Here is a 22095-nt window from a genome sequence, read left to right on the forward strand (position 1 = left end):
AATCTTTGAAAATGAGAACTGATTAAATTTCTTAGCTTTTAATTACTTCATGGCAAGGAAGTAATAAGCTATCTTGGATTTCTCGATTCATTAATTCAGATGGGAAAATAATTTCACAAGACCTATTTTTACCCCATGAGACATTCATAACTTCGGAGGAATGAACACCACTAATATAGGTATTACCTAAATCACCAACAATCCCAACATTTTGTTTTTTGTGATTTGTTACCTGAGCACCCAATGGTGGATGAGAGCTATCACTTAATGCAATTACGGTCATTATTTTTTGACCTGAAATAACGGAAAATGAACGATAGCCTACCGCTCCTTCTGTTAATGTTGCTTGAACAACTGACTGCTGGGCATCAACATCATCAGGCAGCTTATTTAAATCAATTTGAGCCTTATTACGATAATAGCTACTGACATCGGAAATAACCGCTTTCCCAAATCGATTCGATGCGACTGGAGCACCAACACCGCGAATAGCAATATCGGGAACACTATCCGTATCAACAAGTAGGCGAGTTCCACCTAGATTATTCATGCGGTGAGCTACCGCACCTTCTGTCGTTAAAGTAAAGCCACCAGCGGCAGACAAACCAACTGCACTGTATTGATTATTCGTATGACTCGCATTTGCTGACCAACGAGCATTATCACCTTGATGAGTAATAAAGGCACTTGCGGTGCCGCCTTTTCGATTTGCTCCAGCACTGATTTGATAATTTGTTCTATCACCTAATCGATCATAATAAGAAATTCGGTTGGTGGTATCATCGCGGCTTGTATTCATCGAATAGCCAACATTGGCCCCGTTACTTAATGGGAAAGATAATGATACATAAGCGCTATCATCTTTAACTCCATTATAAAAATTACGATTAGCAGATACACTGATACTCACATTTTTAATCGAACCGATATCCATATATTTCGATAGCATCAAACTATAATAATCATTGTCCGGTCGATCCCAATATGTCTGATGGTTGTAGTTTAAATATAGCGATAGTCCTATATCGTTGAAATTTTTATTCATTGATATCGTGTACAATTCCTTACTACCGTAATAGCGCTCACCCGTTTTTTGGGCATTCAGAAAATCACTCATACTCATATAGCTACGCTCCGAAAAACGATAGCCTGCAAATTGTATTTGGCTATCGAATTGTTCAAATCGCTTAGAGTAGTTGATGCGATATGAGCCACCACTTAATGTATCTTCGCCCGACAAACGAGCAATAGACTGTGTTACATCAAATGAAAGCGCGCCAAAGGCAAGTAAGTCACGACCAAGACCAATAGATAACGCATTATAATTTTGGCTATTTAAACTACCGCCAATTAAAGACCAACCGTTGCTTATACCCCAAGAGAATTCTCCCGTAATAAAATTTTCCCCTTCACTCTGACGGTCGATATTCGTTGGCTGTCCTAACGCTAATTTATATTGAATTTGTCCAGGTCTTGTCAGATAGGGCAAGTTTGCTGTATCGACCTGAAATTCTTGCACAGAACCATCTTGTTCTTTAACAATGACATCCAACGTTCCCGTTATGGCATCACTTAAATTTTGGATACGAAAAGGTCCTGAAGCAACTTGGGTTTCATGCAATACTCGCCCTTGTTGCATGATAATTACCGTCGCATTACTTTTTGCTATCCCTGTTATTTCCGGAGCATATCCACGTAAGTTCGGCGGCATCATACTCAATTCAGATTGGAGGCTAGCACCAAGAAATCGGAATCCATCAAAAATATTTGAGGCCAGATAGTCTTCACCCAACACTAATTTAGCCTTTAATGCCGACAATGCTCGATAAGCATAAAAACGGTTCCAAGTGAAATCAGTTTGGTTGCTACCTTGTCGACCCGTGGTATGAGTATAACGACTCTGCCAGTCTGCTCTAAACCGCCAAGCGCCCAAATTAATCCCCGTCACCCCATTGCTGTTTACCGAGGAGGAGTCTGAGCCTCCGATGTAGGAGCGTGTTGTATTAGCATTGACATTATAATCAAGAAGTAATGCCGATATTCCATCATCCCAACGGGAAGGCGGATCCCAATTTGGTGAGGTATATTCCATATAAGCTTGAGGAATACTGACATATAACGATGACGTAGCTAAATCCCCTCTCAATAATAATCCGGGTAAGCTATTCTCATTAAGGCACAGCCCATCATGCCACCATGTCAATTTTTTCAATGACTCGGGTGTTAATTCTAATTGATTAACCAATTCAGGGGATAAACAAGGCAAACTATTCTCGGGGTCATGCTCACTTATATAGTAAGGTATCTCGACATCAGAGATCTGTTCATTGTTAACTTTTAACGTAAAATTATAAATACCGGGCATAATATACCCAGCACGAGAGAATTGGTTTAAATCAATGTTATTTTTGTCTTCTAAATCTAAAACGTCAGTATTAAATTCCATATAATTAGTCGCAGTCGCTGCTGACGAAATAAAACCGACCGTTAATCCAAGAATAATACTTAAACATTTTAATTGCGGTGTATAAATAGGTAACGAAGACATAAAAAACATTCCTAAAATCTGTCAATAATTTATTATTTAGTAGTAATCAAGTTTAAAGCGGATCGATGCCTGATATTCCCCAGCACGCAACGGTGTCCTATCTGAAACAATTTTAAATTGGTAATTTAAAATGTTATTTCCAGATTTTATATTTTTAGGAAGTAGTTTTCCCCCTGGGTAAATTGATTCCCCAGCAGAATCCGTTAATGATAATGCAACACCTTGAGCAGAGCCTGACACAGAAAACCAATTACCATTAACTGGCCCCTCAAAGGAAATATCAAAAGTTTTCCACAGTTCCCCAGTATAAGATGTTAGCTTGCAACCAATTAATGTAATAAAAAAATCCTGAGCTTGTCCCTGACCTTGATTCTTTATTAATGAGAGAGGCAAAACTCCCATATCAATAGATTGTTCATAAGATCCCGTATTAATAGCGCATGCGGTATCCATAATGCTACCTTGCATTATGAGATCCATTGAGTTTTTTGCAAAAGAACATCTGGAAAACATTAATATTAAAAAAAATGGTAATAAAAAAATAACTTCTTTTTTCTTTATTCTCATATTATAGCCATTAAGATATACACCACGAGTCTCATTAACTCGTGGTGAAGGAGCATCTTATAAAGGTTTATTTAGTTATATGCTAATGTAAAGTTAGTCACCGCTTGGAATTGGCCTGGTGTAACAGGAAGAGGTTTACTATCTTTATCAACTAATTGTAATCCAATTAATGATGCTTGGAATTTTAATGTATTATTTCCTTCAACATAATTTTGTTTAGCACTAGAGTTAACTTTAATCTGAGCGCCGGATCCATTCATGATCTTTACTGCTGCACCAGTTGCATCGCCCGTGATTTGTAAATAACCCGTATTTGTTCCCGCTTCGGTTCCTTTGAAGGTGACGGCAACTTGATTATCACCTTTGAGATTACAACCTTCTAATTTAATCTGGAAAGGTTGTGCCGATGACTCGCTACCATTATCTAAAGTCACATTAGATACTTGGCCCAATGCAACTTCTTGGTTTTCTTCACCCGGAGCAATAGAACACGGTGCTTCAATAATAGAACCAGAAAATGTTACTGTTCCGCTACCTGCATCAACAGCTAATGCAGATGAACTCATTACGCCAGAAATCAGTGTTGCTAAAATAATCTTTTTCATACTTTCCTCAAACGATAGATATAGATACACATATAACTATTTATATGTGTTTTACATAAATAAATAATTTTATTTAATTTGGTTAATAAAAATAAATCATATCAGACGCTGATATTTTATTTTTTAATATAGTTGCATTATCTGAAGGAGATTTTTGAACTTCAGAAATCACAGTTTTGATTAATCTTTCAAATGGAATATTTAAAGCAACTGTTATATCAAATAACATGTCAATACTAAACTTATTGATTCCACGTTCGTAACGGGACATTTGCTGCTGTGAAATATTTACTTTTTTTGCTAGTTCACATGCAGAAATACCATTTTCTTTTCTAATTTTTCTTATAACTAGCCCACAATATAAGGAAAATACATTCTCTGATGAATTGTATTTTTTTAAATCTAAATTAATTTTATTCATAATTAATAACTGCATCTCAAATTAACATCTTTAACTTAATTGGTTTTAAGAATAATTGCCTTAAGTGCTTACAATTATAAGGAGTGATTATTTTAAATCAAATGTATGGAAATATGAGACTCCCCCGAAATAGCTATATTTACACTTTTTACAATTCAATTATGTTTTTATATAACAGCACATTATGTAATATTAAAGTTTTTATTCTTTTTAAAGAAATCAGATTTAGACATTAACATTCCAATATTTATATCTATAAAATTAATAAAAACAATATTTTTACCTAAAATTAACATTTTTTAATAATTACTCGTGATTAGTAACAGAAAAACTTGATTTTCATCAAAAAAACACAAATAGAGAGTAATTGAAACATTAAGAAAGAAAGGATAAAACAAAAAAACCAAAATAAATCAAATCATTAAGCCTCACTCTTTTTACAGGTGCAAATCTACAAAAAACTACAATTAAATTCTTGTTATAAATAATGAATCACTGTAATTAAGTGATGTAATTCGCTTATCTTAAAAAATACCATTTCAAATAAAGACATTAGAAATTGAATAAAAAATCTCATTGCACATCAATTTATACCCATATCCTTTGAATGCAACAGCGTCATCCTCCAAAAAATTGATGACGTTATATCTAAGCAACGACTCTAGATAACAGAGGGCAAGTTCAACCATGATAATATCTTTATACAGATAAAATACAGTCTATTGAATATAGATGGGATAATAAATAAGGTTTCTTTTTTCTAATATTAGATGAGTGCTAGAGAGTAAAATAATCAAGAAAAAACGGAGTGAAAACTAAGCTATTCGAGGTGAGTAAAAAATAGTATATAAAGATAGCAAACCAAAGAACCACAATACTCCCAGCGTATTGCGGCTCCTTGATGTACTTCTAGTCGTACATGAAAGTTACACCAATCACAGATTGCACCTTTCCGGCCGTAACTTGCCCTTTCGTTCTAGCATAATTGGTCGTTAAACCTAAATTTACTGCCGATGTTCCGACTCGCCCCAACTGGACATTCTGATTAGCAGAGATCGCCGTTCCATTACGCAATATTTGAATTCCAATTCCTGTTGCCGTATTAGTACCAGAAAGCGTATTCGCAAATATCGAGGTACTGGTATCCGTCGCACCAGATAAGTAATAAGAAATATTTTGATTGGATGCACAATGAATAGAAATAGGGACAGGCTGAGCACTGCCTGGATATTCAGGTAATGTCACCACAACATTACGAGAAGAAACATCGCAGCCACCCGTAGGAACAACCACATCATTATTGGCGTATAAGTTCCATGTAAATGTCGATGTATTGATATTTCCGCCACCGGGGATATCCGAGCCGACTTGGTACATAACCAGCGTCGCAAAATGCGTTCCTTTTTTTAGTACAACGCCCCCCGCCGCTGAAACTGGCGTCAGATACAACTGCGTATTCCAAGGCGTAAAACTACCTGAATTGAAATTTTGTTGATGGGTTGCGGAATTTAATGGGAATGGATAGCTAGAACCATAGTACCTTAATGAACCTGTAAAATTTGTTAAGACACCACCATAAGCAGAGCCTCTGGTCATACTCACTAAGTCTTTTCGTCCTGTAGGATCATCGTTCCGACAAGAAATGGATTGCGATAAATCGACAACTAAGTTTTGTCCCGTTTGAACACTGGGTACCAGATTAACGTAGGCATTTGCAGTCGCAGGACTTTGAGTGTAACTCAAGACGTTGCCTGTTGTGTCACGGCAGGTAAATGCAGATGCTGAAGAAATCCCAGCAAAATAAATAAACGCGTTAACCGACAGTAACTTCAACACTTTTTTTATATTCATAACGTAACTCACTGATAAGTGTAGGTGACATCAATAGTCGCTTGTATGCTTCCTTGCGTCGCACCGCCTTTCACCGACAATGCTCTAACCTGTAACGGGAAACTTGTCGATAATGTAGAGTCATTGACCTGTAGTTTTTTCTGAACGCCGTTATTTAAATTGTTACCCGCGGTATCTTGTAATTGCAGTTGGATATTCGTCGCCGTTCCCTGATTTTTGTAATATCCCGTGGTATCCGTCGTTCCTTTGAATGTCGCCGTTACCGCAGATGTTCCAACCGGGCAATTCACTAAATCCAACGTCACCTCATGCCATTGTGAGGCAGCACCTGGAGACACCAAATTAAAGGTATACAGATCCCCTAAATCCACATTCGCGGTTGTTGTCGCTACCGTACAAGGCTTAGCAACCACACTTCCATTAACCGTAACAGTTACATCTGCTGCAAATGTTGACGTGATGGATAACGAGATCAATCCCAATATCAGTGCCGTCCTCATTTTCCATTTCTTATTTATCATGACATCCCCCCGCTTACTGAAATTCAAGAGTAAAAGTTGCGGTTGCACGAATATGCCCAGCCACGACAGGCGTTTTAGAGGCCATTAATCGGGCATTGAAATGTAGCGTATTACTCTTACCAGCCATCAAGGGTGTCCATGAAATATTATTGCTATCTGCATTGAGTACCAGAGGCGTTCGAGCACCATCTAAGATCTGTATTCCCACGCCAGAAGCATTGGCACTACCCGCCTCCAAAGCAAGTAATGACTTATTATTTCCATCTGCAATGCCCACAAAACCGACTTTGACCGCTGTCACCGCTGTCCCACAAGGCGTGAGGTCAATACTAAATGGAACAAGCGGCGTCACTTCGCCGTTAGAATGCAGCTGTTTAACCGCATTTATCAGTAAATCAACAACTTGATTTTGTGATCCTGGGGCAACGGCACAGGTATTATCCTTAATATTGCCTTTAATATTTATCGTACTGTCTGCGGCAAATGCATTTTGACATAGCAGCATAAATGTCAGCATCGTGGCAGAAAAAACGGTTGATTTGTCAGACACTATTCGCTCCTTAGAGGCATTCTGCACGGTACTTACTGAGTATTTCTTGCTGGCTCTGTTCCGGCAAAGTGTAGTTAACATGGCACTGTGCATCAGGACCATCGCCCCAACGAGCAATAAGCTGTCCCGAGAGTGGTAATCCGGTTAAGTAAACTTGACCATCATCCGCAACAATACTGCCGCCGCTGTTCTCTTCTGAGGAAACGACCGCACCAAATGGCACGGGTTTTCCATTTCGCAGCAATGTCATCAATACCTTCACACCGACTTTAGGGTGGAAATCTGCACGGACAACCGCACCACGAGTAGGAACAACACTCACAACCGGATCTTCGAGGTCAACATTATTCGCCAAAGTGTTTGTGTTGAGAGCAATGCGATTTTCACGATACTCGGTGGCATACGGTAAAACCGCATAGCCACGCCAATCTGTCTCTACGCCAGTTTGATTCTCAACTTTGACATGCCCAGCACCCGGTGCTTTGACCAATACCACAGTGTCATTCATCGGCTGACTCAGTGTGACGCCGTTAGCATGCGCTAAAATGCCGCCGCTAAAGCCGTAATAAATTTGGCGGAAGCTATCGGTATAGCTATAACCGACGTTCGCATTACCATATGCCCCACGGTAATTCAACGAGGTATACCCAGTCGCCGAAGACGTCCCTTGCCCACCTCCGGAATACCCAGTTTGTACGCTATAACTTAAATTATTATCTTCTAGCAATGTGCCATACAAACCGGCGGTGTTGGTCATTCGCCCTTTCAGATCATTGGATACGTTGTAGCTAGCACTGGCATTGCGCCAGATAGACTGACTATCAGAACGAAGCCAATGACTAAACGGAATATTCACGTTCAGCGCCAACATTTGGTCATTCGATTCTTGCCAAGAATTCTTAGATAAACTGTAACTTAAGCCCCAGTTAATTCCTTCAATTAGCGTATTAATACCAACCTGTAATTGCTTATCAGATTTACTAGTATTCCAATACGTTTCATGACTTCCCGTCACATATAAAGTGGATTGCTCTCCGATTTGCTGAGTTAAACTCAACTGAACTTTTTCACGCTTGTTGTACGCTAAATTGTAATAATCTGAGAATTTTGGCGTGACATAGATGACACCATCTTGGGTTGCCAAGTTGTACCCATCCATGCGCTTGTAAGTCGTATCCGCAAATGAGTAATACCCTTTTGTGGAATAGCGATAACCAGCAAGCTGAATAATTGTGCCCGTCTCATTCAAAGACTTGTTATATAGGAACCGTATTGATTGCCCTTCATGGTTACTGTCATCTGGCAACTTAGCATTCGCATGAGTAATATCGACAGATAGCGCCCCAAATATGCCAATATTTTTACCGATACCCGCATTAATCGCTTGATAGCGATTTGCCAATTGCGTTCCACCATATAGTGTCCAACCATATGATAAACCACGCATTACTGTACCTTGTAAAAAGGTTGGTTTTTCTTGTTGCCCATTACCCGAACGGTAATCACCCACCGTGACCGCATATTGCGTGTGACCTTCACGTTGTAATAAAGGTACGGATGAATAAGGCACTGTAAAACTTTTGGTTGAACCATCTGCTTCAGTGATCGTGACTTGAAGGTCGCCACTGCTCCCTGCGGCATAGAGATCATTAATAACAAATGGCCCCGGCGGGAAAGTATTACGGTAGATTTCATAACCATTTTGTTTAATGGAAACATCTGCCGTACCTTGTGCCATCCCACGAATAACGGGCGCAAAGCCTCGCTGACTTTCCGGTAACATATTGTCATCCGACGCTAATTGAATACCGCGAAAATTAAAGCTATCAAAGATGTCACCTGGCGTATAACTGTCACCAATCGTTAAACGGGAACGAATCTGATTAATCCCACGTTCAAGATAAGTATTAATATGCTCCCAACGCGTTTCACTGTTCGCACTCCCTGTACTGTGACTCCATGTCGAGTTATCACGTAAGCGCCACGCCCCAAAATTTAATCCACTTTGCAGGTTTAAATAGCTGTAGCTGCTGTTTTTACCATCTTGGTTACGTGCATTACTTCCTGTCAGGCTATAGTTTAAAATTCCAGCTGTAATACCCGAATCCCATAATTCTGGCGGAATAAAATCTCGAACCCTATCCTTCATAAATAATTGAGGAACAGTGATATTTAAACGCTGTAAACCAACATCGAATCTCGCGGTTGAATCGGTGACCAATGAAGTTAAAGGCTCACAAGTATCCTTGGCTATTTTACTGATCTCAGGAATAGCGAGCGTATTTACCCCCATTTTGGCTAACTCACTTTGAGTTACACATGGCGATAATTCTTTATTATTTCCATCAATGACAAAGCGAACATCACGTGTAAACAGATAGCCATCATTAAGATAGACATCCACACGGTAAGTACCTTCTGGAACCTCTTGCCCTTTTTCAAAAGCCGATAAGTCAGCCACTGCGGAAGGGTCGTCTGCCAAAAAGCGCGGATTAAAATACAGCTCAGCCCCTGCCCAAGAGGGATACAGAGATATGCCAATAAAGAATGTCAATGGAATTAAGGGAAAACGCAGATCAAATCTACATCCCAAAAATGATCCTTTTTCCGAAATTAATTGCCTTTTTTCAGATGCCAGATATGACATGATCCCTCCAATCCGATCAATGACGTCTCTCAGTAAACTCTTTGATTCAGAATGATATTTAGCGCTTTATTAAGAATAAGAAAGCCAGCCTTTACTGAGTTTTCCCTGTCATTTTCGCAGTTAACGCACCGTAATCATTGATGGTTTTATAGCTAATCGCACCATTCGCATTTACAGGCACATTAATAGATACCTCACCAAACGGAGGAACGAGGGTATTTTCCAATTTCACTGAACCGACATTGAGATCTGTCACTGTGGCGTAATACGGTGTTGGATTGATAACAGACAGCACTTGAGCTTGTCGTTTGAAACGCAATGCTTCAGCAACGGTATCCGGAGAAACCGATAAACCGGTTGGGCGATAATACAATTTGATACGGCTGATAATGGCAAGTTGCAGCGTATTTTCGTTCATCTGAGCCTTATCCATCGCCGGTATCGCTTTAACGTTTAACCAGAAAAGGCTTTCTCTATCTTTCGGTAGCTGGTTATTTGTTGCATCAATAATGCGTAACGTATTTTCTTTTTTACCTTTCATCGAAAACAGTGGTGGTGTAATCGCAAATTGGTTATCTTTCTGGCCGTTAGCGTTTTCTACCCATGATTGGATAAGAAATACACTTTTGTCATCATTATTTGTTACGGCAAGTTGAACCTGCTTTTGATCCGCAGGATAAATTACGCGAGTTGCACCTAATGCAACCCCTGCATAGACCTGAGTGGATACACCAGAACAGAGTAAGATAAATAAGGCTGTAATAAGTTGACGAGTTATTCTTGTTTTCATGTTTACATCTGTCCTTCTTTGACTAAAAAAATTTAAAATATCTGTGACTATTTTTTTTAGATTCTTATTCATAGGTTAGCGAGAACAATGCTTGTGCATTGGCCTTTCCACCGGTAATTTCATAGCTAGTCGCACGATACTTAGCGACAAAATGTAATGTCATATCACCATTGGTGATGCGATCAATTCTTCGAGGTGTGCTGTTTATAGGAATCAACGTATTGGTTGAATCAAAAATAGCTAATCCCACGCCTTGCGCAGTATTCGGTTCATCACCAACAGAAAATATATCGGGGTTCTTATCATTCGCGACCCCAGAAAAAGTGATGGAAACATATTCACTGACAGCCTGAGTACATTCTCGAAGATGAATATCAAAGATAACGGGTGCCGTATCTTGACCCGGAGCATGCAACATATTGGTTCGCAGTTGCCCCATGTTAACGGTCAAAGTTCGATCTGACGTTTCGACACTACAAGCCTCTGCAATCAACACCCCTTGAAAGCGCATTCCGCCGCCGGGAAGCTGAACTTTCCATTTATTTCCAGCTTGCAGAAATGGGGAAAACAGAAGCAGTAGACCAAGCATCAGCCCTCTCATGAATATTCACCTTTTTAGTTTCGTTTATAAAAAACCATCCTTGGTTTATCTAACTCGATATCCTTAACGTTTTTTAGTGATTATTCGTATTGAACAGCAAATGTTGCATCCGCATTAGCAACACCCGCAGTGGTTGCACCCAATGCGAAGTAGCGAGCTTGGAATGGCAGCACGTTAGCACCATCATTTAACGTAATCGGGCTACCAAATGTTGCGCCATCCAGACCTAATGGTACGCTTTTACCATCTAAAATTTGGATACCAACATTTGTTGCTGCACCTGAAGCAGAAGAAGCAACGGATAATACTGTTGGGTTAGCTGCGTTAGCAGATACGCCGGTGAAAGCAACTTTTGCAGAAGTTGCAACTTCAGTGTCACAGTCATTCAGCTGGATATTGAAACCAACAGGACCACTGGTATCGCCTAATTTTGCCAGCTTAGCGGTACGAACTTGACCAAGGCGAACAGTTTGCTCTACAGAGCCAGCATCAACAGCACACGCTGCGTTTACTAACTCACCTTTAAAATGTACAGTGCCGCCATTAACTGTTGTGGTTGCAGCAAAAGCAGCAACTGAACTTAAAGACAGAGCAGAAACAACAACAAGTGCTAATGATTTAACTTTCATAAAGATTCCTTATGTTTATGTTTATTTATTGCAAAAATTAATAATACAAGAGGGTTAAATGACGCCTGATAACACCATAATTAAAATGATCGAATTTAATTGAATTACGATTTTATAATTCAATTAAATTTAAATGTTTTTTAGATGCTATTACCTGTTTTTTGAGTTCCCGTGTTCATAGGGATCAGCAAAGCATTTTATTTGCTCAAAGAAAATATCGATATCATATCTATTCATCTCTAGAGCATTGAATAGGATCATTAGCTTATCAAACGTTATATTATTAACACCATTTTCATAACGTGATATTTGCTGTTGGCTGACATTAATTCTTTTCGCTAATTCAGTTCCGGTTAATCCAGTTCTCCTACGATAAGACTTCAACATTTTGCCAATATTATTTGATAGCGGATCATTCTCTTGCATACTAAACCTCTCAAATCATTTTAGTTGACTAATTTTATGTATTGTCGATAAAGGAAATATTCGTCAACTCTTATTAAGGTATAGAATGATACTTATAGTTAAAAATTGGTTTTTCCGATCAAATAAGTGATATTTGATAGCCAGTAACTATTATGAGTGCTAATTTTGATCGGTTTTTTCGATCAACTCAGCTAGAGAGTAAAAAAAAGTCTTTATTTATTATAAGTCTAACCAAAGTTAAATTTGACACAAAAAATGAAAATCGAATTTAGACATTTAGACGTTAAAAATCAATTACGCGCAATTCGCGTAATTTAGAAACAATAATTTACAATAAATAAGTAAATTCCACATAAAATAGAAAAAACAAAAAACTTGATCTAGATTTTGAATATTTAATACAAAACAAAAATATCCGAAATAAGAGTTTTTTTAATAAGCAGTCATAAAAAGACTGATTGCAAAATAAGATAGATAAAAGAATAAAATAATCAAAACAGAAATAACCAACAATTATAGACGCCAAAACAATACACTAAAAAGTTATAATTATGTAAAAAAAAATATAAAAAAAATGACCTCGATCAATAATCAATATAGTTTACTAATATATAAAATGACATTTTAATTAGAAAAAAATTCTATATTTATAATATTTGAAAGGTTATTAATAAGTTGTTCTTCATTTAGAGGCACCAACTCACCATGAGAGTATTGTCAATAATTATTAATGATTCGCATTCACAACGCTTTCAGGGCAATCCCACCATTCTAGATTTCCCCCCTAATCCATAACCGTTCCAATAGGTAAGAATAATTTTAGAATTTTAATGAAAGATTGAAATCTGATGTGAGCACTTCACAGGAAAAATGAGCATTGAAAAAATAGACTATGGACCATCACGAAGGGTACTAATGAGACTACGCTTCCAATATGGCAAGTAATTAGCCCGTACTTTTCTAGCCAAACGTATAAAAATATTGCTGATAAATGTCAAAATACGATTTAGCCTTTTGCTCAATAACATCAACTAATGAAAAAATTCGTAGTAAAAAAAGAATGCATCCACCCCTAAATTTTTATTTAAAATAAGATAAACCAAAGGATTAGCATATTTACTATTATGATGAAACGGATAAATGCTTAATTGAAAATAGTCGAATTCTTGATGGGAATTTTAGATTCCATTATCGAAATAGGCCTAAAAACAACTCAATCAAGAATAAAACCCCAGTATTTTCAAGTGATTGAGATTATCTTGAGGTATATCAAATCAATCTAAGGTCAAATGAAAATTTGATTTGCCTTTAATAAATTATCACTTTATTAATATAAGGTAGTCTCTTATTGTTATTATTAATATTTGATATGTTTTTATTGGTTATGAATTTAGTTTCTCATCATAATTAGACTGTAATAAACCGATGTTTCTCGCTCTATTCAAATCATAATTAGACTGTAATAAATCAATGTTTATTTTTTGTTATATTTAAATTAGAAAGAGTAATGCAAATGAAAGAAAAAATTGAAGATTATACTGGGCCTGCTGCAGGCTGGGGGGCAGTTAAAGCCGTTGCTGAAGCGATACGCGAGCAAATGGAAATAGTGCCAGATATTATTACCATGTTTGAAATGAATAAACCGCAAGGTTTTGATTGCCCTGGCTGTGCATGGCCAGATCCTAAACACAGTGCATCATTTGATGTTTGTGAAAATGGTGCGAAAGCCATGGCATGGGAAGCGACAGCAAAAAAAACCACACCTGAATTTTTTGCGAAACACACTGTCAGTGAATTGTTAACATGGGCAGATTACGATTTAGAAAATGAAGGGCGCTTAACTCACCCAATGAAGTACAATGCTCAAACCGATCATTATGAACCCATAGAATGGAATGATGCATTCAACCAAATAGGTCAACTCTTATCCCATTACCCCGACCCAAACTCTGTCGAATTTTATACCTCCGGTAGAACCTCTAATGAAGCCGCATTCTTATATCAACTTTTTGCCCGAGAATACGGTACCAACAATTTCCCTGACTGCTCGAATATGTGCCATGAACCAACCAGCGTTGGTCTTGCTGCTGCGATAGGGGTCGGCAAAGGAACGGTGTTACTGGAAGATTTTGATAAAGCGGATTTGGTTATTTGCATTGGTCATAATCCGGGCACTAACCATCCCAGAATGCTCAGCTCCCTACGGGAAATATCAAAACGTGGCGCTAAAATTATCGCCATTAATCCACTTCGAGAGAGGGGATTAGAACGATTTACCTACCCTCAAGATCCGATCGAAATGTTAACGCTTGAGTCTACCCCTTTAGCAGAACATTACTATAAAGTGCGCATTGGTGGGGATACCGCTCTAATGAAAGGTATCATGCGCGTAATTATTGAGCTACACGATGCCGCAGTAGCCAAAGGGCAAGCCCCAATATTAGATAATGAATTTATACAAAACCACACTGTTGGTTTTGATGCGCTTAAACACGATATTCTGTCTACCCGCTGGGAGGATATTTTATCTATTAGTGGTGTAACTCAAAGTGAAATAGAGCAAATCGCTCAGCTCTACATTGAAGCAAAAAGCACCATAATTTGTTACGGCATGGGAATTACTCAGCATCAACATGGTACTCAAAATATTCAGCAACTTGTCAACTTACTGTTATTAAAAGGTAATATTGGTAGAGATGGTGCAGGAATTTGTCCATTACGAGGTCATTCGAATGTACAAGGTGACCGAACTGTTGGTATCACAGAAAAACCAAGCCAAGCATTTCTAGATAAAATTGAACAACGTTTTGGCTTTAAGCCGCCAGCAGCTTTTGGGCATGCTGCGGTTGCAAGTCTGCAAGCCATTTCACAAGGTAGTGCGCGGGCGCTGATCTGTATGGGTGGAAATCTCGCGGTTGCAATGCCAGATAAAGATGCCTGTTATAGCGGAATGAAAAAACTCGATTTAGCCGTTCATATAGGAACAAAGCTCAATCGCTCACATTTGTTAACCTCAAAAAATACCTTTTTATTCCCTGTATTAGGGCGTACGGAAAAAGATATTCAAAAATCTGGACCACAAAGTATTACCGTTGAAGATTCAATGTCGATGGTACATGCCTCCCACGGGAAATTAAAACCTGCCAGCCCACATTTGAAATCTGAATGTGCAATTGTTGCTGGACTCGCTAAAGCGACTCTTCCTCACACGAAAGTTGAGTGGGATGAGTTTATTGATGATTACGATAAAATTCGTGATGCCATGGAAGCTATATTACCGGGTTTCGAAGATTATAATGCACGAATTCGTGTTCCTGGTGGTTTCCATCTAACCAATGCAGCCTCACAGCGTAAGTGGTTAACATCATCTGGAAAAGCTAACTTTATGACAACCAAAGGGGTTATTGAAGATCCCAAATCCGCAATACACAGTGAGTTAATTTTGGCGACGCTACGCAGTCATGACCAATATAATACGACGATTTATGGGATGAATGACCGTTATCGTGGTGTTTTTGGGCAACGAGATGTGATGTTTATTAGCGAAGCTCAAGCCAAAAAACAAAATTTATCTGCGGGTGATCGCGTCAATATTATCGCTTTAGATAATGAACAAAAGCGCACAAATCGCCGTTTAGATAATCTGAAGGTGGTGATCTATGATATGGCCGATCGCTGTGTTGCTACCTATTTCCCTGAAGCCAATAATTTAATTGCGCTCGATAATTTTGATCCTCAAAGTGGTATTCCAGCTTATAAAAACATTCCAATTCTTTTGGAAAAAGTGGATGTTGCCAGCTAGTTATTGTGCCCAGATAAAGCGGTCTTGATAACACATCGAGGCTGCTTTTTTTGAAATGCTAGGCATATAAATGTCATTTTTGGGAATAATGGTTTGATACAAACTGAGCAGTGTAAGTTATAGCGCCCTTATCCTAGCTTTCAGACTGATATTGAAGGCTATACCACTAAATTCCTCATTTTGACCAGCCTCCCCCACTTAAATTTGTTTCAATACCATAAATGAAACAACAGTCTTAAAGCCATTGTGTTATTTTTAATCCAATCAAATGTGATTTACATCACAATCAATCACCCCCTAAGTCAAATTAAATGTTGTTTAATGTCATAAAAGTCACATTTCGACATATTTTTTTATACCTTCGATTTTAAATTCATAATTGTTACTAAGCATGTATCTATAAAATAAAGCATAGATGATTGAATTTTATTGTTTTTTTTAACTTCAATTAGAGGGCACCCTTTTAACATCAAGATTTCAAAATGTAAGTGTTAATAAATGTTATTTTTAATACTTAATTCTGTATTCGACTCTTAAAGTGACAAAAAATGAAGTTTATCACTACCAATTTTAAGCACATTACGAGTAAGGATATCGCAACCTTTTGTTATTTATTTAATTTAACAAAGCTAGCGTGTTAGTAATATGTAAATCATGCTTTAAATGAACAAACTCATAAATTTCCTACTATTGTTTTTACTCATATATTGTTTAAAAATAAAAACAGATTCGTGCTTACGCATTTGTTTAATATGTTTTGAAATTGATTCTTATGTAAGGTTTATGATGAGTTTGAAAAAAATAGAGAGAATTACAGAATCATTTTCTCAAGCTATCGCAGATGAAATTGCAAGCTTAAGAAGGAAAAGATTATTATCAGGTAGACAATTAGGTTCACTCATTGGAGTTTCCCAACAACAGATTTCACGCTATGAAAATGGTATCTGTGAAATAACGTTATCTACTTTATGTATTTTGCTTCATTACTTGGGTGTATCTTTAGAAACATTCTTCTTCTTTGTTTCTGAACGTATAGAAACTAAGGAACCTGAGCTTTACGGTGAGTTTAATTTATTATTTGAGCAACATGGTGCTCTAATTTCAAAATAAATCACAGTGGATTAATAACACTATATTAGCGTTAAATTTAACTTTATTTAAATTAAACCAACTTATTAATTAAGATTAATATTATTAATCCATAAAAACCATTAAATTAAAAATCCATTTCTCATGGATATTTTCTATTTATTTCAATAAATATTTTTAATATGGCTTTATTTAAAGCTATCTATTTTTTTAATTAATTAAGTCAAATTAGATTAATACAAAAATCATTGTAGACACGCTTGCTTTTAGCTCAATGAGCGCGTCTGTTTTTGCTGTGAATGTGGGTAAATGTATCGCCACCTTCACTGGTTTCTTGAAGTACGTTTTATTTCGTTTTTTATTTTTTATATATAAAGGAATTTCAATATGGCTTTTAAAAAATTAGCGTTAACAACATTATTCGCTGGCGCTTCCTGTGTAAGTTTAAACGCAATGGCTGCACCTTCTGCAGAAGTGACTTTGCAAGGGATCCTGACCAACACAACTTGTGATGTCACTATCAATGGCGGTAAATCAGTCTTAAACGTAGGTGTTTTAAAAACCTCAGTGGGTGAATCAGATTCAGACTTTGCTGCTGTCAATGCAATGTCCTCTACACCCGTTGATATGCCGGTTACTTTAGTCGGTTGTACCAAGGGTGAAAACGGCAACCTGATCATTCAAGGTATTACTTCAGTGGGTAACAACGAACATAACCTCTTTGTTTCTGACGATTCGAAAACCGTTGGTTTTATGATTAAAAACGAAGCTAATGCCACCGTCACTAATGGCGAAAAAATCGCATTTGGTGTTGGTGCAGAAAATACTGACGCTCAATATACCTTCAAAGTCGGTATGGCAACGACAACAGATTCACCTGATGCAGGTTCCTACAGTGCACCCATCTTAGTTGCTTATATCGTTGACTAATTCGATTTAATTAACTCAGTAGACTGAGGTAAGGCGGGCGCCGTCTTACCTACATTCTGCCACAAAGACTATGAGGATAGACAAATGCGAAACAACCGATTTATACAAGGGATCTGCGCTGGCTTGCTATTGCTATCTGGTTCATCGATAGCAGGGATCGCTATCGATACCACTCGAATTATCTTTTCAGAAAGTGATAACACCACCGGAAAAAGTGTGGGGATCACCAGCTCGAGTCAATCACTCACGCCTTATTTAGTCAAAGCACAAATTTTGCGAACCCCCTATGGTGACAATGGTGAGACTCCCTTTGTGGTGACTCCTTCGTTATTCCGATTAGAGTCAGGTTCGACCAATCAAGTTCGCATAATGAAAAAAAACGTGGTGCTCCCGCAAGATAAAGAATCTGTTTTTTATTTTCGTACCGTCGCGATGCCGACCAGCGAAAAAGGGCTGAATACACCACAAAATAATATTGATGGCGCCGTACAAGTTTCGACGGGAAATGTCATCAAGCTGTTTTATCGCCCGAATCATTTAGGCATGACTCAGCAACAAGCCATGAAATCGCTGAAATTTTCAAGTGTGAATAATGGGGTTCAAGTGTCCAATCCTTCCCCGTACTACATCACATTAGACAGCGTAAAAATTGCCAATAAATCCGTTCCTTTGAGCACAACAAAAGGAAATAACATGATTGCGCCTTTTGGCAGCATCACCTATTCCCACGTTCAACGACAAGGCACTGTTGAATGGAAAGCCATTAATGACTATGGCGGAAAGGACCAGTTTCATGCGCAAATTCAATAAATTACTCATTGTTTTTTTTGCCATGTTACTTAACAGCTGGCACGTGGCACTGGCAGAAAATACCGAGATTAAAGCAGTAATCACCGATGATGTCGGGTGTGAAATTCGCATCCCCAATTCATTGCAATTTACACCGATGCGTACATCCGATTTTCAAGGCGCGGTTACCACGCATCAAATTAAGCCATTGAAAGCACAATTTATCTGTGTGGATAAAACGGGAAATCTCACCCCAAAAATTACGTTACAGGGAAATACCCCCTATAACGAAAGCACCATTTTCTTGGATGGAACCCCAAACAGCACAGGGTTTATGTTACGCCTCAGCGACGGCACGCCGCTCTCCTTGAGTGATTTTTATGACACAAGCAAAGCCTTTAAACGCGGTGAACAAATTGCCTTAACACCACTGACCAAAGAGAACTATCACCAAACTGAAGAGACTTTTCTCGTGGGTTTAGTGGGGCCCGTGGATGGGGAGGCTATCCCCGGTGAGTTCTCAGCTTCGTTGACGTTTAACCTTATTTTTCAGTAATACCTAAAAATAGGAACTCATCATGACACTGACTAAAAAGTCACTCTATTCCCTGCTCATTCCCACCGCATTGTATGCGGCAAGCATGGGGCAATCCGCAATGGCGGCAACCACGGCAACCACCAAAATCAGTGCCAGCATTGTCGGTGGTGGCTGCCAAATTACGGCGCCATCTACCGTATCAATCCGTAATGGGGATCTGATTCCCGCAGAAGAAATCACAACGACCAGCGATATTAGCGAGCCCTTTGATATCACTATCCTTGGCTGTAAAGGTTACGGATTGACCCCCTCGATAACTATCGAAGGGGACTCTGATAGCACCTCAGGAAAAGACCTTTTTGTCAGTACAGGCAGCACCAGTACAGGTTATGGCATTTTATTATCCACAGAAGGTAATACTAATTTTACTGCTAATGACAACCTCGCTACCGATAAAAAAATCACGGCGCTAGCCACCAAAGAATGGTCTAAGACCTTTGCCAACACATTGGATGGAAAAATCCCACTGAAGGCGGCGGTAAGCTGTGGAACATGCACCGCCAATGACTTACAAGGTGGTGAACTGACCGCCTCATTAACATTTAATTTTTTCTATAACTGATTTTGAAGGCTGTTAATAACAATGATACGAAAACTTTCTTTCTTTAGCGTGATTGTAGGGTTGCTATTACCAGCCGGTGAATTACAGGCAGGAAGTGCCTCAACGACCGTCTCATTTTCAGCTTTTTTTTATGGCGGTAGCTGCGATGTGACAGTACCAAATACCGTCACGTACAACAATGGTGCGCCACTGCCCTACGATGAGCTCCCAAACAATAAGCAAAGTAGCCAATTCACGTTAACCCTCACAGGGTGCCAAGGCTATTTTTTAACACCCAGAATTGCGGTCAAAGGAAATACGTTCGCCGCAGATAACAATGAACGGCTCTATGCCGATGCATCCAGTACCACAAAAGGCTATGGCGTTAGGCTATCCACCCCCGGAAATACGCTTTTTAATGCCAATGACAATACTGCGAAATCCGGCAATGAGGTCATTACCATCAAGACATGGCCATCGGGTGGAACCAGCAATGTGGAGAGATTAAATAGCTCACTTGATTTTACTGCCGTGCTTGCCTGCGGCACCTGCACGGCCAGTGACAATTTGCAAAATGGTGAACTCACCGCAACCGTCACGTTTAGCTTCTTATATGACTAATTGGGTAATAAGTATGTTTTCAAATCGTTTCTCTGACTATCGCGCTCTAATTATTTTATTGATATGCAGCAATTTTTCGGCGCTATCTTTCGCAGCAGAAGGCGGACTGCGTTTAGCCCAAACTCGCGTCATATTCGATGCAGCAAACCCAAATGCCAAAATTGCCATCAAAAATAGCAGCCCACAGGTTTACTTAATCAAAGCCGATGTCATCAATACCCCCGAGGGAAATGCACACAAACCCGCGCCACCATTTATTGCGACACCACCGATGTTCCGCTTAGAAAAAGAGAGCCAAAACACGCTGCTCATTGTTCGTAATGGTACCGCGGAGCTACCTACGGACCGAGAATCCGTATTTTATTTAAGTTTATTAGCGATCCCCGCCACCACAAAAGCTAACGCCCCCGAAGGCGAGATGACTAGCGCTCAAGTTTCTGTGGGGATCCGCAACGTTATCAAACTATTTTATCGCCCGAAAGGGTTACCCATGAGCATCGAAACTGCCTCAAGCCAACTGACTTTTCGCCATCAAGGTCAACAGCTCGAAGTCAGCAACCCAACGCCTTATTACATCACGTTAGCGCAGTTGAGTGTCAATCAGCACCCCATTGATGTACGAGAACTGGGCCCTATGATCGCGCCCTTCTCCACACAAACTTACCCCGTAAAAGGCGGTGCCACACACGCAGAGTGGAGAGTCATCACCGATTATGGGGATATGAGCACTGCCTATCAGGGGAATATTCAATCAGGAGCTACTCGCGATGAACAACATTAATTTATTGAAGATTAAAAAGCCTGTGTTATATCGCCTGGTTAGCGGAGTCGCCCTATTGACTGCACTTTTTACCCAGCCTGCATGGGCAAATAACCTACAAGACCAAATCAATGGGCTAACGCTGCATTCAACCCGTGTGATTTACCCCCATGATGCCAAAAATGGGGTGACGTACACGCTCACCAATAATACCGCGATACCCTATTTATTACAGGCGCGCCTATTACCGTGGGAAGGGAGTTCATCAAGCAAAACTACGGGCGATACAGCAGATGCAAACCTGACGGCATTTATTGCATTACCGCCGTTACAACGCTTCGAACCGGGCGAAACGCTCACATTGCGTATTCTTCAAAAGCATAATTTATTAACGCAAGATAAAGAGTCGATTGCGCAGTTGTCACTGACTGCGATCCCCGCACAATCAAAAGATGCAGCTGAAGGCGCGCAAATGATCCTTGCGGTACAAAATAACTTGAAGCTGTTTTATCGCCCTGCGGGATTACCGGAACATAATCTCGATAATATCGCCGAACAGCTGCAATTTCAGCGCACGAAAAATACGCTAACGCTGAAAAACCCGACGCCTTTTTATGTCACGTTAGCGTCACTGTCTGTGGGGAAAAACGCCCTGAATTTAAGTCCCTCACGCATGGTTCCCCCCTTTGGTGAGGCGCAATGGCCCCTTGATGCCAGCCATGTCGCAAACGACATTCATTGGCAGTTAATGGAAGACGATGGCGGAACTAACCAAATGAGAACACGCCAACTCTCAGCAATGTAACCGC

General features: G+C 39.2%; 21 protein-coding genes. 9 read left to right on the forward strand and 12 right to left on the reverse strand.

The window, feature by feature from the left end; all coding sequences use genetic code 11:
- Positions 1-31 precede the first annotated feature (31 nt).
- From PR761_RS09630 to PR761_RS09685, 12 genes are all read right to left on the reverse strand, one after another.
- On the reverse strand, positions 32-2557 hold the full coding sequence (locus PR761_RS09630) for an outer membrane usher protein (protein ID WP_154610973.1): 2526 nt from the start codon (positions 2555-2557) through the stop codon (positions 32-34).
- Between the two features lie 27 nt (positions 2558-2584).
- Complete coding sequence (locus PR761_RS09635; RefSeq protein ID WP_154610972.1) at positions 2585-3115, reverse strand: fimbrial protein; 531 nt, start codon at positions 3113-3115, stop codon at positions 2585-2587.
- Positions 3116-3186: 71 nt separating this feature from the next.
- Complete coding sequence (locus PR761_RS09640) at positions 3187-3720, reverse strand: fimbrial protein (protein WP_006813944.1); 534 nt, start codon at positions 3718-3720, stop codon at positions 3187-3189.
- A gap of 82 nt (positions 3721-3802) precedes the next feature.
- Positions 3803-4156 (reverse strand): helix-turn-helix domain-containing protein, encoded by a 354-nt coding sequence (locus tag PR761_RS09645; RefSeq protein ID WP_006813945.1) that lies wholly within the window; start codon positions 4154-4156, stop codon positions 3803-3805.
- 894 nt (positions 4157-5050) lie between these two features.
- Entirely contained in the window at positions 5051-5986 is a 936-nt protein-coding gene (locus PR761_RS09650; RefSeq protein WP_392397986.1) for a fimbrial protein, read from the reverse strand.
- 14 nt (positions 5987-6000) lie between these two features.
- On the reverse strand, positions 6001-6492 hold the full coding sequence (locus tag PR761_RS09655) for a fimbrial protein (RefSeq protein WP_039854653.1): 492 nt from the start codon (positions 6490-6492) through the stop codon (positions 6001-6003).
- Positions 6493-6526: 34 nt separating this feature from the next.
- On the reverse strand, positions 6527-7030 hold the full coding sequence (locus PR761_RS09660; RefSeq protein ID WP_006813948.1) for a fimbrial protein: 504 nt from the start codon (positions 7028-7030) through the stop codon (positions 6527-6529).
- 43 nt (positions 7031-7073) lie between these two features.
- Complete coding sequence (locus PR761_RS09665; protein WP_126436178.1) at positions 7074-9710, reverse strand: fimbrial biogenesis usher protein; 2637 nt, start codon at positions 9708-9710, stop codon at positions 7074-7076.
- A gap of 91 nt (positions 9711-9801) precedes the next feature.
- Positions 9802-10500 carry a fimbria/pilus periplasmic chaperone gene (locus PR761_RS09670; protein ID WP_039854655.1) on the reverse strand — a complete coding sequence of 233 codons (699 nt, stop codon included), beginning with the start codon at positions 10498-10500 and terminating at the stop codon, positions 9802-9804.
- A gap of 64 nt (positions 10501-10564) precedes the next feature.
- Positions 10565-11101, reverse strand: a complete 537-nt coding sequence (locus PR761_RS09675) for a fimbrial protein (protein WP_006813951.1) — start codon at positions 11099-11101, stop codon at positions 10565-10567.
- An 80-nt stretch (positions 11102-11181) separates the two neighbouring features.
- Complete coding sequence (gene fimA / locus PR761_RS09680) at positions 11182-11730, reverse strand: type 1 fimbrial major subunit FimA (protein ID WP_006813952.1); 549 nt, start codon at positions 11728-11730, stop codon at positions 11182-11184.
- Positions 11731-11880: 150 nt separating this feature from the next.
- Positions 11881-12156, reverse strand: a complete 276-nt coding sequence (locus PR761_RS09685; RefSeq protein ID WP_006813953.1) for a helix-turn-helix domain-containing protein — start codon at positions 12154-12156, stop codon at positions 11881-11883.
- Between the two features lie 1513 nt (positions 12157-13669).
- Between PR761_RS09685 and PR761_RS09690 the strand changes: the two genes are divergently transcribed.
- The 9 genes from PR761_RS09690 (at position 13670) to PR761_RS09730 (ending at position 22091) form a co-directional block, all read left to right on the forward strand.
- Complete coding sequence (locus PR761_RS09690; protein ID WP_039854656.1) at positions 13670-15958, forward strand: FdhF/YdeP family oxidoreductase; 2289 nt, start codon at positions 13670-13672, stop codon at positions 15956-15958.
- A 786-nt stretch (positions 15959-16744) separates the two neighbouring features.
- Positions 16745-17068 (forward strand): helix-turn-helix domain-containing protein, encoded by a 324-nt coding sequence (locus tag PR761_RS09695; protein ID WP_039854658.1) that lies wholly within the window; start codon positions 16745-16747, stop codon positions 17066-17068.
- A 366-nt stretch (positions 17069-17434) separates the two neighbouring features.
- Positions 17435-17977: a hypothetical protein gene (locus PR761_RS09700; protein ID WP_006813957.1), complete on the forward strand. Its 543-nt coding sequence runs from the start codon at positions 17435-17437 to the stop codon at positions 17975-17977.
- A gap of 84 nt (positions 17978-18061) precedes the next feature.
- Positions 18062-18787 (forward strand): fimbrial biogenesis chaperone, encoded by a 726-nt coding sequence (locus tag PR761_RS09705; protein WP_006813958.1) that lies wholly within the window; start codon positions 18062-18064, stop codon positions 18785-18787.
- Complete coding sequence (locus PR761_RS09710; RefSeq protein ID WP_006813959.1) at positions 18771-19322, forward strand: fimbrial protein; 552 nt, start codon at positions 18771-18773, stop codon at positions 19320-19322. Before PR761_RS09705 ends, PR761_RS09710 begins: the two co-directional genes overlap by 17 nt.
- Positions 19323-19344: 22 nt before the next feature.
- On the forward strand, positions 19345-19926 hold the full coding sequence (locus PR761_RS09715) for a fimbrial protein (protein WP_006813960.1): 582 nt from the start codon (positions 19345-19347) through the stop codon (positions 19924-19926).
- Between the two features lie 21 nt (positions 19927-19947).
- Positions 19948-20526, forward strand: coding sequence for a fimbrial protein (locus PR761_RS09720; RefSeq protein ID WP_006813961.1), 579 nt, complete (start codon positions 19948-19950; stop codon positions 20524-20526).
- Between the two features lie 13 nt (positions 20527-20539).
- Complete coding sequence (locus tag PR761_RS09725; RefSeq protein ID WP_119246295.1) at positions 20540-21307, forward strand: fimbrial biogenesis chaperone; 768 nt, start codon at positions 20540-20542, stop codon at positions 21305-21307.
- On the forward strand, positions 21294-22091 hold the full coding sequence (locus PR761_RS09730) for a fimbrial biogenesis chaperone (protein ID WP_006813963.1): 798 nt from the start codon (positions 21294-21296) through the stop codon (positions 22089-22091). Before PR761_RS09725 ends, PR761_RS09730 begins: the two co-directional genes overlap by 14 nt.
- The last annotated feature ends 4 nt before the right edge of the window (positions 22092-22095 follow it).

The organism is Providencia sp. PROV210, from assembly GCF_028479445.1.
Classification (GTDB): domain Bacteria; phylum Pseudomonadota; class Gammaproteobacteria; order Enterobacterales; family Enterobacteriaceae; genus Providencia; species Providencia rustigianii.